The organism is Brucella pseudogrignonensis, from assembly GCF_032190615.1.
GTDB lineage: Bacteria > Pseudomonadota > Alphaproteobacteria > Rhizobiales > Rhizobiaceae > Brucella > Brucella pseudogrignonensis_B.
Window position 1 is genome coordinate 1,271,138 of sequence record NZ_JAVLAT010000001.1, and the last position, 15,351, is coordinate 1,286,488.

The following is a 15,351-nucleotide window of genomic DNA, read 5'->3' on the forward strand; positions in this document are numbered from 1 at the left end:
AGAGCTCAAGAGGGGTGGGTCTTAGCCCGGAGTTAGCATACAATTGAAAAATCTTTTGACGCGGGAAATTGAGTCCGCGATTGCTTAATTCTGGTCGTAAGTTCCTGTTCCTATTAAGTTTGTCTCTTTTGACGCTTGCTTACTATTCATTAACCGGAATGCTGTTTTAGGCACATCCTCGTTAATTGAATGGTTGTCGCGAGAGTCGTTCCGGGCAATCAGCCTTGAGTAAGAATTGTGTGAGTCGTAACGCGTAGCCGGAAAGGAGCATCCGGACACCGGTCCGTGATAGCTGTTTGAGCGTAGAGAAGTTTGAGTTTGGCCCTCAGGGTTGAGGTGTCAGTGTAGTGTGAGTACCAGCGAGGCGACCAGATCAGAAGATCAGGCGACCTTAAGCAGGAAAAAACGATAAGCGCCATAAAAATGGCGCGTAAGAATGTGAAGGCAGGCGAGACGATGGCAATGATGACTGGTAAGTCGACGGCAACGATGGGTGATGATGCGCATGCGAACCGTATCCATGGATCTTCTGCAACCGTAAAAGAAAACAGCCTCGTGGTGAGCGCTGAGAATTCAGTTGGTGATGACGTTTTTGAGCGTCTGACAGCAAAGCTTAAAGCCCGCGTTGGCAGCGAGATCTATTCGAGCTGGTTCGGTCGCCTTAAGCTTGACGATCTTTCCAAGAGCGTTGTTCGCTTGTCGGTTCCAACAGCCTTCTTGCGCTCTTGGATCAACAATCACTATTCCGACCTGCTGACAGAGTTGTGGCAGGAAGAAAACCCTCAGATTCTCAAAGTCGAAGTTGTCGTGCGCGGAATGAGCCGTGTGGTTCGTGCTGCAGCACCTGCTGAAACCAATGAAGTCTCTGAAACAAAGCCGCTTTCAGGTGTGCGCGAGAAGGTGGCTTTTCCTGTCGGCCAGCCAAGCGCGGAGAAGCGTGGTTCTGCCGTTGTTGCTGACTCTGTCGCCGCCTCTGGTGCTGTTCTCGGCTCACCGCTCGATCCGCGTTACACGTTTGATTCCTTCATTGATGGTGCGTCTAACCGTGTGGCCTTGGCGGCCGCCCGTACCATTGCAGAAGCAGGCACAAGTGCAGTTCGCTTTAATCCGCTTTTCATTCATGCCTCCGTTGGTCTTGGTAAGACCCACCTGCTTCAGGCAATCGCCGCAGCCGCTCTGCAGCGCCAGGAAAAGGCACGCGTCGTTTATCTGACCGCTGAATATTTCATGTGGCGCTTTGCGACCGCTATCCGCGATAACAACGCGTTGTCTTTCAAGGAACAGCTGCGCGACATCGACCTTCTGGTCATCGACGACATGCAGTTCCTGCAAGGCAAGTCGATCCAGCATGAGTTCTGTCATCTGCTCAACACATTGCTCGATAGCGCCAAACAGGTTGTTGTTGCCGCTGACCGCGCACCATCGGAACTGGAATCGCTTGACGTTCGCGTTCGCTCGCGTCTTCAGGGCGGCGTGGCTCTTGAAGTTGCAGCACCAGATTATGAAATGCGCGTTGAAATGATGCGCCGTCGCCTGACTGCGGCACAGGTTGAAGATCCAAGCCTGAACATCAGCGATGAAATTCTTTCGCATGTTGCCCGCACCGTCACCGGATCGGGGCGTGAGCTGGAAGGCGCGTTTAACCAGCTTCTGTTCCGTCAGTCGTTTGAGCCTAATCTTTCGATTGATCGCGTTGATGAATTGCTCGGTCATTTGACCCGCGTTGGTGAGCCAAAGCGCATTCGCATTGAAGAAATTCAGCGCATCGTTGCACGCCATTACAACGTCTCGAAGCAGGATTTGCTGTCGAGCCGCCGCACCCGCACCATCGTCAAGCCGCGCCAGGTTGCCATGTATCTGGCCAAGATGTTGACACCGCGCTCTCTGCCGGAAATTGGCCGACGCTTTGGCGGTCGCGATCACACCACCGTTCTTCACGCGGTTCGCAAGATCGAAGATCTGGTCGGTGCTGACGCCAAGCTTGCGCAGGAATTGGAATTGTTGAAACGTCTGATTAACGATCAGGCTGCCTAGTTTCGCAGACATCCCCGCTGTTCACAGTGGTTATCAACAAAAAGCCCATACCGTGTCGATTTGAGATGCGGCATGGGCTTGCTTTTAAGCTTATAAATCTGGCACTCTAACAAACCTTCGGGCGCGGTAAGTGCCTTATTGATAAGGGTGTCTGCTCGTCGCGCGGTTGCCCAGTCCTAGAGAGCGAGTGCGTTTCAATATGCGTGTAACCCTGGAACGGTCGAACCTTCTTAAATCCCTCAATCACGTGCATCGCGTTGTTGAACGCCGCAACACGATTCCGATTCTGTCCAATGTGCTTTTGCAAGCCGAGGGCGCGAGCCTTGCACTGAAAGCCACCGACCTTGACCTTGAAGTCAACGAAGCAACGGCTGCGATGGTCGAACAGTCCGGCGCTACGACAGTTCCAGCACATCTGCTTTACGATATCGTGCGCAAGCTTCCCGACGGCGCAGAGGTGATGTTGTCGACCAATCCTGATGGCGGCTCGATGTCGGTTGTCTCAGGCAAGTCGTCATTCCGCTTGCAATGCTTGCCACAGTCCGATTTCCCGGAACTGACTTCGGGTTCATTTACCCATACGTTCCGCATTGAAGCGCAGGCTTTGAAGCGTTTGATTGATCGCACCCAATTTGCGATCTCGACGGAGGAAACCCGGTATTACCTCAACGGTATTTATTTTCACCCGATTGAAAGCGACGGGGCGCTCAAGCTCCGTGCAGTAGCGACCGATGGTCATCGTCTGGCGCGTGCTGAACTTGAAGCACCTTCGGGCACGGAAGGCATGCCGGGTATCATCATTCCGCGCAAAACCGTCGCAGAGCTTCAGAAGCTCGTCGACGTGCCCGATACGGTTGTGGGTGTGGAGTTATCTGACGCAAAGATCAGATTTACTGTTGGTTCGGTTGTTCTGACGTCCAAGCTGATCGACGGTACATTCCCGGATTATCAGCGCGTGATTCCTTCGGGCAATGATAAGAAGCTCACGATTGGCCGTCAGGATTTTGCAGCTTCCGTTGATCGTGTTTCGACAATTTCGAGCGAGCGCGGCCGTGCGGTCAAGCTTTCGATTGCCGATGGTCAGCTGACGCTCACCGTCAACAATCCCGATTCGGGCAGCGCGACGGACGAACTTGCAGCCGATTATAATGATGATCCAATCGACATCGGCTTCAACTCGAAATATCTGCTCGATATCACCAGTCAGCTTTCGGGCTCGGATGCGGTCTTCATGCTGGCTGATGCTGGCTCGCCAACGCTTGTACGCGATACCGGCGATGAAGATGTGCTCTATGTTCTGATGCCGATGCGCGTCTAGGGCGTCTATTCAGGCTCTGGCGGCCTGCAAATGGCGCTTTTCTCCGCATCCGGTGCTCACGTACTATCAGTACGCTGCGCTCCGGTTCTCGAAAACCACCATTTTCGGCTCGCCATAACCAGAATAGCGACAGCCCTTAAAGAAGCGGATAGTGGAAACAAGAAACAACATAGAAAGCCGCCCGGATCGAGTATCGGTCCGGCGGCTTAAACTTTCTGATTTCCGTAACTATGCGGAACTCACGCTTCCACTCGGCCCCGGACATGTGGTGCTGACAGGCGAAAACGGCTCCGGCAAAACCAATCTTATTGAAGCGCTTTCTTTTCTATCTCCCGGGCGGGGGCTGCGGCGTGCATCTTATGATGATGTCGCGCGTACAGCCGGACATGATGGCTTTGCCATTCACGCCACACTGGATTGCATGATCTACGGTGATGCCGAAATCGGCACCGGGACGGCGGGCGGCGGCGAAGGTGGCCGCAAGGTTCGTATCAACGCTAATGCAGCGTCCGGTGACGAGCTTCTCGATTATGCGCGTATTTTGTGGGTGGTGCCGTCAATGGACGGGCTGTTCACGGGTGGCGCATCGGACAGGCGGCGCTTTCTTGACCGCATGGTGCTGGCCATTGATACCGGCCACGGCAAACGTGTGCTGGATTATGAAAAGGCAATGCGCTCGCGCAATCGCCTTCTCAGTGACGGCAACAGCGACAATCAATGGCTGGATGCGATTGAAAGCCAGATGGCTGAGCTTGGTATCGCTATAGCAGCAGCGCGTGCGGAAGCGATGCGGCTGATTGCTGCGATGATTGAGCGATTACCCAGCGATGGTCCATTTCCGAAAGCTGATTGCTTTCTGGAAGGTTCGCTTGAGCAGCGCATCGGTCTGGAAGCAGCCCTTGATCTGGAAGAGGATTTTCGCCGTCTGTTACGCGATGGCCGTCCGCGTGATCGCGCTTCAGGACGCACGCTGGACGGTCCGCATCGCACCGATCTGATTGTGCAGCATCGGCCCAAATCAATGCCTGCCGCGCTATGCTCGACAGGTGAACAGAAGGCTCTCCTGATTGGCCTCATTCTCGCCCATGCGCGCCTGACCGGCGAGCTTTCCGGCATGGCGCCGATTCTGCTGCTCGATGAAATCGCCGCCCATCTCGATACGGGACGCCGTGCGGCTCTGTTCGGCATTCTTGATGATCTTGGCGGACAGGCTTTCATGACCGGCACTGACCGTTCGCTGTTTGAAGCGCTTGAAGGCGACGCGCAGTTTTTCAATGTCGCAGCAGGCGAACTGACGAAAATCTGAAAATAGTCGCTGACAGCGCATGTGAGCAGGCTTATGTTCAAGCATCATGAATGCATCATCAAAGCCTTTTTCATCTGAAGAATTAGAGCGCTATGCGCGCCATATCGTGCTGCCGGAAATCGGTGGACCGGGGCAGCAGAAGCTCAAAGCTGCTCGTGTGCTGATTGTCGGCGCAGGTGGGCTTGGCGCGCCGGTGCTGCAATATCTGGCTGCCGCAGGCGTTGGCACACTTGGCCTTGTCGATGACGATACCGTTTCGCTCTCCAACCTGCAAAGGCAGGTGATCCACGACACAGACAGCGTAGGGCAGAGCAAGGTTGAGAGCGCCAAAGCATCTGTCGCCCGCATCAACCCGCATGTGAGTGTCGAAACGCACGCCTTGCGGCTGAATGGCCAAAATGCGCAGGCTTTAATCAGCCAGTATGATGTGGTGGTTGATGGGTCGGACAATTTCGCCACCCGTTATGCTTTGGCCGACGCAAGTTGGCTTGCCGAGCGTCCGCTGGTTTCAGGCGCTATGGGGCGCTTTGATGGCACGCTGACGGTCCTCATGCCCTATGCAAAAGGCGCTGACGGCACACAAAACCCGTCCTATCGAGATCTGTTTCCAGACATGCCGCCAGCGGGGTCCGTTCCCACCTGTGCTGAGGCTGGAGTTCTTGGCGTATTGCCGGGTGTGATTGGCAGTTTGCAAGCCATGGAAGTGATCAAGCTTGTAACAGGCATTGGTGAACCCCTTGTGGGCCGCTTATTGCTCTACAATGCATTGAACGTGCGTTTTGAGACCATTCGTTACAAGACCCGCAAACCCAAATGAATTCTGTTCGTATCGCTTTTATTGGTGCAGAGTTTCAGCAATGGGGCGAGCTTCTCAAGCTTATTCGGGATAGCTTTGCTTATATGGATGGCGTGATCGACCCGCCATCGTCCGCACATTTGTTAACGGTTGAAAACTTGCAGACCAAGGCCCGGGACGAACTGGGCTTTGCAGCTTTTCTCGGTGACCAACTCGCTGGTTGTGTGTTTATCAAGGAAAAAGACGATCACTTCTATCTCGGGAAGCTCGCAGTCGCGCCCGCTTTTGAGGGACAAGGCATCGGTCGCAGGTTGATGGAAGAAGCAGAGCAGCAGGCTGTTGCGCATGGCAAGCCAGAATTAGAACTGCAAACGCGGATAGAACTCACGCGTAATCACGCTGTTTTTGAAAAGCTTGGCTTTCGCAAGATTGCCGAGACATCTCATCCGGGTTTTGACCGCACAACGTCGATCACCATGCGCAAGTTAATCGCGCACGGTGATTAGCCGGGTAACCTGTTAATATTGCGTAGCGCGGTCAACCACGTTTTCGAGCGTTCCGTCGCGTTCAAAGGCTTCAATCTGACGAATAATCTGCGGAACAATCGCATTCGCAGACGAGCTTGCGGCTGCATGTGGGGTGATCGTCACCTTCGGATGCGTCCAGAGCGGGCTGTCAGAAGGCAAAGGTTCCTGATTAAACACATCAAGTGTCACCGCTGACAGCAATCCACGATCCAGTGCCGCGAGAATGTCGGCTTCATTCTGCAATCCGCCACGTCCCGCATTGATCAGCACAGGCGCACCCAGTGGGCCATCGCTTTTCAATTGTGCGAACATGGTCATGGACAGGATGCCCTTGGTGTCTGGCGTCAAAGGCAGAAGACAGACGAAAATATCGGCAGTTTTGAGGAAGCGTGTAAAGCCTTCTTTGCCGTTGAAGGTCTGCACGCCGTCGATCTCCTGCGGGCGGCGGCTCCAGCCGGTAACATTGAAGCCTAGCACTTTAAGCTTGTCTGCTGCATCGCGGCCAAGCACGCCAAGCCCCATGATGCCCACTGTCACTTCATGGGCTGCTGGCTGGCGTGGATCCTCGTGCCAGACGTGGTTCTTCTGCTGCTTGCGATAGCTTGCGCCCAGACGGTGATGATCAAGCACCTGCCAGACCACATATTCGGTCATGCGCATGGTGAGATCATCGGAAATGACACGCACCAAGGGCACATCCGGGATATGCGGATCATGGAAGACATGATCCACACCAGCGCCCAGCGAAAAGATAACTTTCAGGTTCGGCAGATTGGCCAGAGAACCGGGCTTCTGCTTCCACACAAGCGCATATTCGATGTTTGGATCATTCTCAGCACGCTCTGTCACGACATTGCGTTCAGGCGCATGCGCCTTGAAGCTATCGGTCCAGGTTGCCGGGTCCCAATTGGTTATTGCGAGAAGAATGTTGCCATCATTTTTGCCTGTCATTGCTTAACTCCTCCCGGTGTGGCCTCCATGTGGAAAGCCGCTGCCATCAACGCTTTTGTATAATCCGTCTTTGGATTGGCAAAGACTTCCTTTGACGTTCCGTATTCGACTGCTTTGCCATTGCGCATAACCAGTACATCATTGGCCAGTGCCCGCACTACTTTCAAGTCGTGGCTTATGAAAAGATAAGCCAGATCATGCTTCTTCTGCAATGCACGCAAAAGATCGACAACCTGCGCCTGAACGCTCATATCAAGCGCCGAGGTTGGCTCATCCAGCATCACGAATTTTGGATTGAGCACCATGGCACGCGCAATCGCGATGCGCTGACGCTGACCACCGGAAAACTCGTGCGGATAGCGGAAGCGGGTTTCAGGATCGAGGTTCACTTCGTTGAGTGCAGAAACAACCCGCTCGTCGCGATCATCGGCGGACAGCTTTGGTTCATGCACCAGAAGCCCTTCCGCAATAATATCTGCGATGGTCATGCGTGGGCTGAGGGATCCGAATGGATCCTGAAAAACGATCTGCATTTCGCGCCGCAGCGGACGCATATCCTTGAAGCTGAATTGCGCAATATCGCGACCGTCAAAACGAATCTCACCTTTTGATGAGATCATCCGTGAAAGCGCAAGACCAAGTGTGGTTTTGCCGGAGCCTGATTCCCCCACAACGCCAAGCGTTTGGCCAGCACGCAGTTGCACATCAATGCCGTCCACGGCTTTCACATGATCGACTGTCTTGCGCAGAAAGCCCTTCTTGATTGGAAACCAGACGCGAACGTCTTTGCCTTCCATCACCGTTTTGGCATTGAGATCCGCAGCAGGCGGCTCGCCCTTTGGTTCTGCCGCGAGCAGATGCTTTGTATAGTCATGCTGCGGATTTTCGAAAATTTCTTTCGTCGGTCCAGCTTCGACAATCTTGCCTTTGCTCATCACGCAGACCCGGTCAGCGATCTTGCGCACAATGCCAAGATCATGCGTGATGAAGAGCATCGACATCCCCTGCGAGGCTTTGAGTTCCGCAAGAAGCTCCAAAATCTGTGCCTGAACGGTCACATCGAGCGCGGTTGTCGGCTCGTCGGCGATCAGCAGCTTTGGCTTGTTGGCGAGCGCCATGGCGATCATCACACGCTGACGCTGCCCACCTGAAAGCTGATGCGGGAAGGACGCAAGGCGTTTTTCTGGTTCGCGGATACCAACCTCATGCAGAAGCTCAAGCGTGCGCTTGCGCGCCGCCTGATCACCCATGCCCTGATGCATTTTCAGGATTTCAGCGATCTGTCGTTCCACCGTATGCAACGGATTGAGCGACGTCATCGGCTCCTGAAAGATCATCGTCACATCATTGCCGCGCACGCGCCGCAACTCTGGCTCGGATGCCTTCATCAGATCCTTGCCGTTGAAGATAACCTCACCGGAAGGATGGCTCGCAGCCGGATAGGGCAGAAGCTTGAGGATGGAGAGGGCTGATACCGACTTGCCAGAACCCGATTCGCCCACAAGTGCTATGGTTTCTCCTTCAGCAATGTCGAAGGAAACGCGGTCCACGGAAATGCGCTCTTCACCATTCTGGCGAAAAGCGACCGAAAGATCGCGGACAGAAAGCAACGGCTTATTCATCGACCCACTCATTGAAACGCCTTTCGTGGATCGAATGCATCACGCGTTGCTTCACCGATGAAAATCAGCAGCGACAGCATCACCGAGATCACCACAAAGCCGGTAATACCAAGCCAGGGTGCCTGAAGGTTGTTCTTGCCCTGAGCGAGCAATTCGCCGAGCGAAGCCGAACCGGGCGGCAGACCAAAGCCTAAGAAATCTAGCGCGGTCAGCGTGGTGATCGAACCATTGAGAATGAACGGCAGGAAGGTGAGCGTTGCCACCATCGCATTGGGCAGCAGATGCCGCCACATGATGGTGCCGTTTTTTACGCCAAGCGCACGGGCTGCATTCACATATTCAAAGTTTCTGGCACGCAGGAATTCGGCACGGACAACGCCAACGAAGGCAACCCATGAGAACAATAGCATAATGCCGAGCAAGACCCAGAACCCGGGTGGTAATATCGCAGCTATAATGAGCAACAGATAGAGAACCGGAATCGAAGACCAGATTTCGATGACACGCTGGAAGATCAGATCGACCCAGCCGCCGAAATAGCCCTGCACAGCACCAGCGGTCACGCCGATGACGGCGGAGAAGAAGGTGAGGATCAGGCCGAACAGCACCGAAATGCGGAAGCCATAAAGCGCACGCGCAAACACATCGCGCGCCTGATCGTCTGTGCCGAGCCAGTTGAAATTGCCAACAATACAATTCGGATCATTCACACCCAGCGGATAACGCTGGCAGCGTTGTTCTTCTGTATAAAGCCAGAATGGCTTGGATGGTGCAGCTTCCGGAATGTCGTTATTGACGGTGTTGTAGGAATAGCGGACTGGCGGCCAGATCGCCCAGCCATTGTTGTTGATCTCGTCCTGTATCACCGGATCGCGATAATCTGTGACCGCATAAAAACCGCCAAATTTCTCTTCCGGGTAATCAACAAAAACCGGCGTCAGCAGCTCGCCCTTATAGGAAACGAGGATGGGCTTATCGTTGGCGATAAACTCGGAGCAAAGTGCCGCCACGAGCAGGAACAAGAAAATCCACAGCGACCAGTAACCACGCCTATTGGCTTTAAAATTCTGCCAGCGCCGACGATTGAGCGGCGAGAGAAATGGGCGCTTTACGGGCTTTGCGGCAGGGGTAAGAGTGGTGTCTGTCATCACACATCCCTCCGGTCAAAGTCGATGCGCGGGTCAATCCATGTGTACATCAGATCAGACAACAGCCCGACCAAGAGGCCGATTAGCGAGAAAATAAACAGGCTGGCAAACACGACCGGATAATCGCGATTGATAATCGACTGATAGCCGAGCAAGCCTAGACCATCGAGCGAGAAGATCGTTTCAATCAGCAGTGAGCCGGTAAAGAAGGCCGAGATAAATGCGCCTGGAAAACCGGCAATGACGATCAACATGGCGTTTCGAAACACGTGGCGGTAAAGCACCTGATGTTCCGTCAGACCCTTCGCGCGTGCCGTTGTTACATATTGTTTGCGGATTTCTTCCAGAAATGAATTCTTGGTCAGAAGCGTTGTCGTGGCAAAGGCTGAAAGCACAAGTGCTGTCACGGGTAGAACCATGTGCCAGAGATAATCGCCAATCTTGCCCCAGAGCGACATTTGCGCAAAATCAGGCGATGTGAGGCCGCGCAGCGGGAACCAGTCGAAGAACGAGCCGCCCGCAAAAAGTACAATCAGCAGGATTGCAAACAGAAAACTCGGAATTGCGTAGCCGACGATGATGATCGCGCTGGTCCATGTATCAAAGCGCGTGCCTTCCTTGATCGCCTTGCGAATGCCAAGCGGAATCGAAATCAGATAGGAAAGGAATGTAAGCCAAAGGCCGAGTGAGATTGAAACCGGCATTTTTTCTTTGATCAGGTCGATGACGCTGATGTCACGGAAGTAGCTACGGCCAAAATCGAAACTCATGTAGCTCCAGAGCATATGACCAAAACGCTCAAGCGGCGGCTTGTCGAAGCCGAATTGCTTTTCAAGGTCGGCAATGAATTGTGGATCAAGACCTTGCGCACCGCGATATTTGGAATTGACCGAGCCGCTATCGATAGCGGTTTGTCCGGCATCAGCGCCACCGCCGGAAATACGATCAAGAGCGTCGCCACCCTGACCGGAGAGCTGCGCGATCACGCGTTCAACAGGTCCACCGGGCGCAAATTGAACGACCGCAAAAGATATGGCCATAATGCCGAGGATCGTCGGGATCATTAAAAGCAGGCGGCGTAAAATATATGCGCCCATCAGCTCTCACAGCTCCACATGTTCAGATTGCTCTCACGGCTTGCCAATAGTTTCGCCTTTATATTTTTAAAAATTACGGTTTAGTCCACCAAAGCGTCTCGACCGGAAAGCCATAATCGGGCTTCGGCTCCTTAAAGCCAAACCGATCCCAATAGGCAACCAGATGATTCGCTGCTGTCCAATTTGGAATCCACTCCAGCCGGATACGCAAGTAGCGATCTAACACCCGTATCGTTGCAATGAGCTCGTCGCGAGTGGAAACCCGTCCGACATCGTCGATCAATGCATCGATTATCGGGTCGGAAGTACCCGGAAGATTATAGCTGCCCGGTGTCTTGGCTGAGTCCGAGCCGAACATGCTGGCGAGCGATTCTTTTGTCGGCGTTGCACCAAACTGCATCGCTATGCCCACCAGATCGAAGTCGAAATCCTGTATTCGCGCCTGATATTGGCTTGGATCGACCAGTCGCAAACTGGCATCAATGCCGATTGCCCGCATTTTTTGCACAAACGGATTATAGATGCGCGAAAAGCTTTCCGAATTGCTGAGGATCTCCAGCGAGAATTTTTCGCCGCTCTTGCCGTGGAACTGGCCGTTTTTGCGTTCAAAGCCCGCTGCATGCATCAGCTCAATCGCGCGCGAAAACTGTTTGCGGTCGCGACCGGAACCGTCCGAGACGGGCATGAGAGAGACTTCACCAAAGGCTGCATCGGGAATTTTACCGCGATAGCGTTCCAGCACTTTCATTTCATCTGGTGTCGGCAAGCCCACGGCCTGAAAATCAGAGCCATTGAAATTGGATTGCGAGCGTTCATAGGTCGAATAGAACAGGTTCGCATTCGTCCATTCAAAGTCGAAACAGAGATTGATTGCTTCGCGCACCCGTGGATCTCGAAAGCGTTCGCGGCGCTGGTTGAGCGCCCATGCCTGCATCAAAGGGCGCTTTTCTCGCGGAAAAGTCCGTTTGATAATCTTCTTCTGCTCAATGGCCGGGAAGTCGTAGGCCGTAGCCCAGTTTTTAGCGATGCTTTCCCGCCGGAAGTCGATATTGCCTTTCTTGAAAGCTTCAAATTCCGGCTGACGATCACGATAAAACTCGATCCTCAGATGATCGAAGTTATTGGAGCCGCGCTGCACAGGCAAATCTTTGGCCCAATAGTCATCAACACGATCATATTCGATTGACTGACCAGCAACCACTTTTCCGACGCGATAAGCGCCCGATCCGAGGATGACGTCCATATTGGCTGTATCGAAATCGCGATCCTTAAACCAGTCTTTCGATAATATCGGTAGCGTCACCGCATCAAGAATAGCGCCGACACCGCGGTCTGCAGCAAAGTGCATCTCGACTTGGCTGCTCCCAATTTCCTTTACAGTCTCGAGCGCGGCAAGCGTTTGCCGGATAAGCGGATGGCCCTTTTCTTTCAGCGTCGTGTACGTGAATACCACGTCTTTCGCTTCAATCGGCGAACCATCGTGAAAGCGTGCTTCCTTGCGCAGTTTAAAGAGACAGGTGCGCCGATCTTTGGAGAGCGTGACGCTTTCAGCAATCAGTCCATAGACCGCATCCGGCTCATCAAGCGCTGATGCCATGAGCCCATCAAAGGTCAGCTCCATGCGTGGCGGCGCGTCACCCTTGAAAGTTAACGTATTCAGCGTGTTGAAGGTGGCAGTGTTTTGATTCCAGTACCATGTATTGGGCGCGAGCGTGAACGTTCCGCCTTTGGGTGCATCCGGGTTCACATAATCGAAATGCGTGAATTCGGGCGGGTATTTCAGTTCGCCAAAGGCTGATAATCCATGCAAGGGCTTGTCGACGGCAAGCTTTGCAAAAGCAATTTCCGGCAGGTAGACAGCGATCGCTGCAATGCCTGAGAGCCCGAGAAAATGGCGGCGATCCATGCGAAGAGTTGTCATTCTATCGATACTCTACTGGGCGCCAGTCTTGATCTTTGATTCCTTTGCAGGATCTATCCACCACGAAAACGGGTCAATTCCCATATAATCAGGTTGCTTATCGGGCATACCAAACTTGTTCCAATAAGCCACATTGATGTGGTCCGAATACCATTGTGGAATGACGTAGTAGTTCCACAACAATGCACGATCGAGGGCATGGCTTGCCGCTACCAGTTCGTCGCGATCTTTCGCATAGATGATGCGATCAATCAGCTTGTCGATGGCTGGATTCTTGATACCCGCATAGTTGCGGCTGCCTTTAAAGTCCGCTGCTTTCGAGCCCCACATATCGCGCTGCTCGTTGCCCGGCGAGGCAGTTTGCGGGGTGACAGACGATATCACATCATAGTCGAAGTCATTGAGGCGAGCCTGATACTGTGCAGCATCGACGGTGCGAATTCGCGCATCAATACCGATCTTTTTCAGGTTTTGGATATAGAGATTGTGGACGCGTTCAAATGTTGGGCCGTCATCTAAAAACTCAATCGTGAACTGCTTGCCATTGGCATCAACCAGCTTGTTGTTCTGTAGTTTCCAGCCTGCTTCACCAAAGAGTTGCAGCGCTTTTCGCAAATTATCGCGTGTTGCCTGTGGCGTGTCATAAACGGGCGCTTTGAACTCGTCTGTGAGGGCTGCTGCGGGCAGCGCATCCTTTACCGTTTCAAGAATGGCTTTTTCTTCAGCCGTTGGCGGACCATCGAGCTGCAATTCATTGCCGGAGAAATAGCTGTTGATGCGGGTATATTGGTTGAAGAATAGCAACCGGTTCATGGTTTCAAAATCGAAAGCGTATGTCAGCGCTTCACGCACTTTCGGATCCTTGAACTTGTCTTTGCGGGTGTTGAGGAAATAGCCCTGCATCCGCCCGACAGCATTATATGGGAACGACTTTTTCACCACATCGCCGCGCTGTACTGCCGGAAAATTATATTGCTCGGCCCAGCGCTGCGCCCGGTTCTCATTGCGATAATCGTATTGGCCGCCTTTTTTGAAGGCTTCCCAGGTTGCGTCCTCGCTTAAGTAATACTCGTAACGCACTTCATCAAAATTGTTGCGGCCAACACTATCGGGCAAATCCTTGCCCCAATAATCGGCAACGCGCTCCCATACGACCGAACTTCCCGGGACGGCGCTTTTGATTTTATAAGCAGCAGACCCCAGCGGAATTTCGAGTGTCGGGCGGCTGATGTCGCGTTGTTTTCCCTGCGCATCTTTGCCTTCCCACCAGTGCTTCGGAAGAACGGCAAGCTGTCCTAAGATTTGCGGAAGTTCGCGATTGCCCTTTTCTGAGAAGGTGAACTTCACTTCATGGTCGCCGGTCTTTTCGGCTTTTTCGACGTCGCCATAATATTTATTATACATGGGAGACTGCTTTTTCAGCACGTCGAACGACCAGATGACGTCATCGACAGTGATTGGCTGCCCATCATGCCATTTCGCATTGGGATTGAGCTTGAACTTCACCCACGAATAATCATCAGGAAATTGTAGGGCTTCGGCGATCAGCGGATATTGTGTTGAGCCTTGATCAAGAGAGTCGCTCATCAATGTGTCGTAAAGCATCCCGCCGCCGAATGGGGCGAGGCCAGCGGCTGGCACACCTTGAACAACATAAGGGTTGAAGCTGTTGAATGTGCCAACCGCGACCTGATTGAGCGCGCCACCTTTCGGCGCATCAGGATTCACATGGTCATAATGCTTGAAACCAGCCGGATATTTGGGTTCGCCAACGAGGCTGGAAGAGGTGTGCCATTTTGGCTCGCTGTCTGCAGCGTACCCAAAAGATACCGTGCTCGCTAACATGGTGACTGCGAAAGCGCCCGCCCAAAAACCCTTCATCCAGCATCTCCGTTTCTGCTTCGGATATTGTGGAAGTGATTTTTATGGGTTTTTGCGGAGGAAGAAAGGCACAAGTTGAAAAAACACGCATGCACCGAAAACTCTTTGCTCTTCCAATTGTCTTTTCTCATAGATCGGTGCGGATGCTTATAAAAAGACAACGCCTCACTGCTTTAAACAGCGAGGCGTGTTGCATAGGGTTGAATATCAGCCTTAGAGCGGCGGAATGCGCAGCACCTGACCCGGATAGATTTTGTCCGGATGCGTCAGCATCGGTTTGTTGGCTTCAAAGATGATGTCATTCTTTGCGCCATTGCCTTTGCCATATTGCGCTTCGGCAATTTTCCAAAGATTGTCGCCCTTCTTGACTGTGTAGAAGACAGGCTCAGCGCCGGTCGTTCCGGAGCCACCGACTTTCAGTTCCGAGGCTTCCACTTTGGAAACACCAAGCGAGTTGCCGACAGCGATGATGGCTTTTTCAAAAGCCGATTGATCCTTCACGTTGCCGGTCAGGACTGCCTTGTCACCCTGCACACTCACCTGCACGCCATCGGTGCCAAGATTATGTGAGTCGAGCTCTTTCTTGAGGTCATCGGCTTTGGGTTCATTTTCTCCGAAACCAAGCTTGGTTCCAACTGACTTCACGAAATCGAAAATTCCCATGGGCAAATCTCCCTGCTGTTGCAAACCTATAGATGCATAAAATCTAATATCAGAACCAGAGATATCCCGCGCTTATCGCGGCCAATC

At 53.1% G+C, this 15,351-nt stretch carries 12 protein-coding genes; 5 read left to right on the top strand and 7 right to left on the bottom strand.

Annotated elements, in window-relative coordinates:
• The first annotated feature begins 462 nt into the window (after positions 1 to 462).
• The 5 genes from dnaA (at position 463) to RI570_RS06265 (ending at position 5,960) form a co-directional block, all read left to right on the top strand.
• Positions 463 to 2,034 (top strand): chromosomal replication initiator protein DnaA, encoded by a 1,572-nt coding sequence (gene dnaA / locus RI570_RS06245; protein ID WP_313828573.1) that lies wholly within the window; start codon positions 463 to 465, stop codon positions 2,032 to 2,034.
• Between the two features lie 199 nt (positions 2,035 to 2,233).
• Complete coding sequence (gene dnaN / locus RI570_RS06250) at positions 2,234 to 3,352, top strand: DNA polymerase III subunit beta (RefSeq protein ID WP_313827541.1); 1,119 nt, start codon at positions 2,234 to 2,236, stop codon at positions 3,350 to 3,352.
• A 151-nt stretch (positions 3,353 to 3,503) separates the two neighbouring features.
• Complete coding sequence (gene recF, locus RI570_RS06255; RefSeq protein ID WP_313827542.1) at positions 3,504 to 4,658, top strand: DNA replication/repair protein RecF; 1,155 nt, start codon at positions 3,504 to 3,506, stop codon at positions 4,656 to 4,658.
• A 46-nt stretch (positions 4,659 to 4,704) separates the two neighbouring features.
• Entirely contained in the window at positions 4,705 to 5,475 is a 771-nt protein-coding gene (locus RI570_RS06260; RefSeq protein WP_313827544.1) for a molybdopterin-synthase adenylyltransferase MoeB, read from the top strand.
• Entirely contained in the window at positions 5,472 to 5,960 is a 489-nt protein-coding gene (locus tag RI570_RS06265) for a GNAT family N-acetyltransferase (RefSeq protein ID WP_313827545.1), read from the top strand. The genes RI570_RS06260 and RI570_RS06265 overlap by 4 nt, the downstream gene beginning before the upstream one ends.
• A gap of 12 nt (positions 5,961 to 5,972) precedes the next feature.
• Here RI570_RS06265 and RI570_RS06270 read toward each other — a convergent pair whose 3' ends face one another.
• The 7 genes from RI570_RS06270 to lysM form a co-directional block, all read right to left on the bottom strand.
• On the bottom strand, positions 5,973 to 6,932 hold the full coding sequence (locus RI570_RS06270) for a glyoxylate/hydroxypyruvate reductase A (RefSeq protein WP_313827546.1): 960 nt from the start codon (positions 6,930 to 6,932) through the stop codon (positions 5,973 to 5,975).
• Positions 6,929 to 8,554 carry an ABC transporter ATP-binding protein gene (locus RI570_RS06275; protein WP_313827547.1) on the bottom strand — a complete coding sequence of 542 codons (1,626 nt, stop codon included), beginning with the start codon at positions 8,552 to 8,554 and terminating at the stop codon, positions 6,929 to 6,931. The genes RI570_RS06270 and RI570_RS06275 overlap by 4 nt, the downstream gene beginning before the upstream one ends.
• A gap of 8 nt (positions 8,555 to 8,562) precedes the next feature.
• Positions 8,563 to 9,702, bottom strand: coding sequence for an ABC transporter permease (locus tag RI570_RS06280; RefSeq protein WP_313827548.1), 1,140 nt, complete (start codon positions 9,700 to 9,702; stop codon positions 8,563 to 8,565).
• Positions 9,702 to 10,799 carry a microcin C ABC transporter permease YejB gene (locus tag RI570_RS06285; protein WP_313827550.1) on the bottom strand — a complete coding sequence of 366 codons (1,098 nt, stop codon included), beginning with the start codon at positions 10,797 to 10,799 and terminating at the stop codon, positions 9,702 to 9,704. The genes RI570_RS06280 and RI570_RS06285 overlap by 1 nt, the downstream gene beginning before the upstream one ends.
• 73 nt (positions 10,800 to 10,872) lie before the next feature.
• The gene (locus RI570_RS06290) at positions 10,873 to 12,720 is read right to left on the bottom strand and encodes an extracellular solute-binding protein (protein ID WP_313827551.1); all 1,848 of its coding nucleotides are present in this window, start codon (positions 12,718 to 12,720) and stop codon (positions 10,873 to 10,875) included.
• A gap of 12 nt (positions 12,721 to 12,732) precedes the next feature.
• Positions 12,733 to 14,601, bottom strand: a complete 1,869-nt coding sequence (locus RI570_RS06295) for an extracellular solute-binding protein (RefSeq protein ID WP_313827552.1) — start codon at positions 14,599 to 14,601, stop codon at positions 12,733 to 12,735.
• A 213-nt stretch (positions 14,602 to 14,814) separates the two neighbouring features.
• Positions 14,815 to 15,264 carry a peptidoglycan-binding protein LysM gene (lysM, locus tag RI570_RS06300; protein WP_313827554.1) on the bottom strand — a complete coding sequence of 150 codons (450 nt, stop codon included), beginning with the start codon at positions 15,262 to 15,264 and terminating at the stop codon, positions 14,815 to 14,817.
• Positions 15,265 to 15,351: the final 87 nt, after the last annotated feature.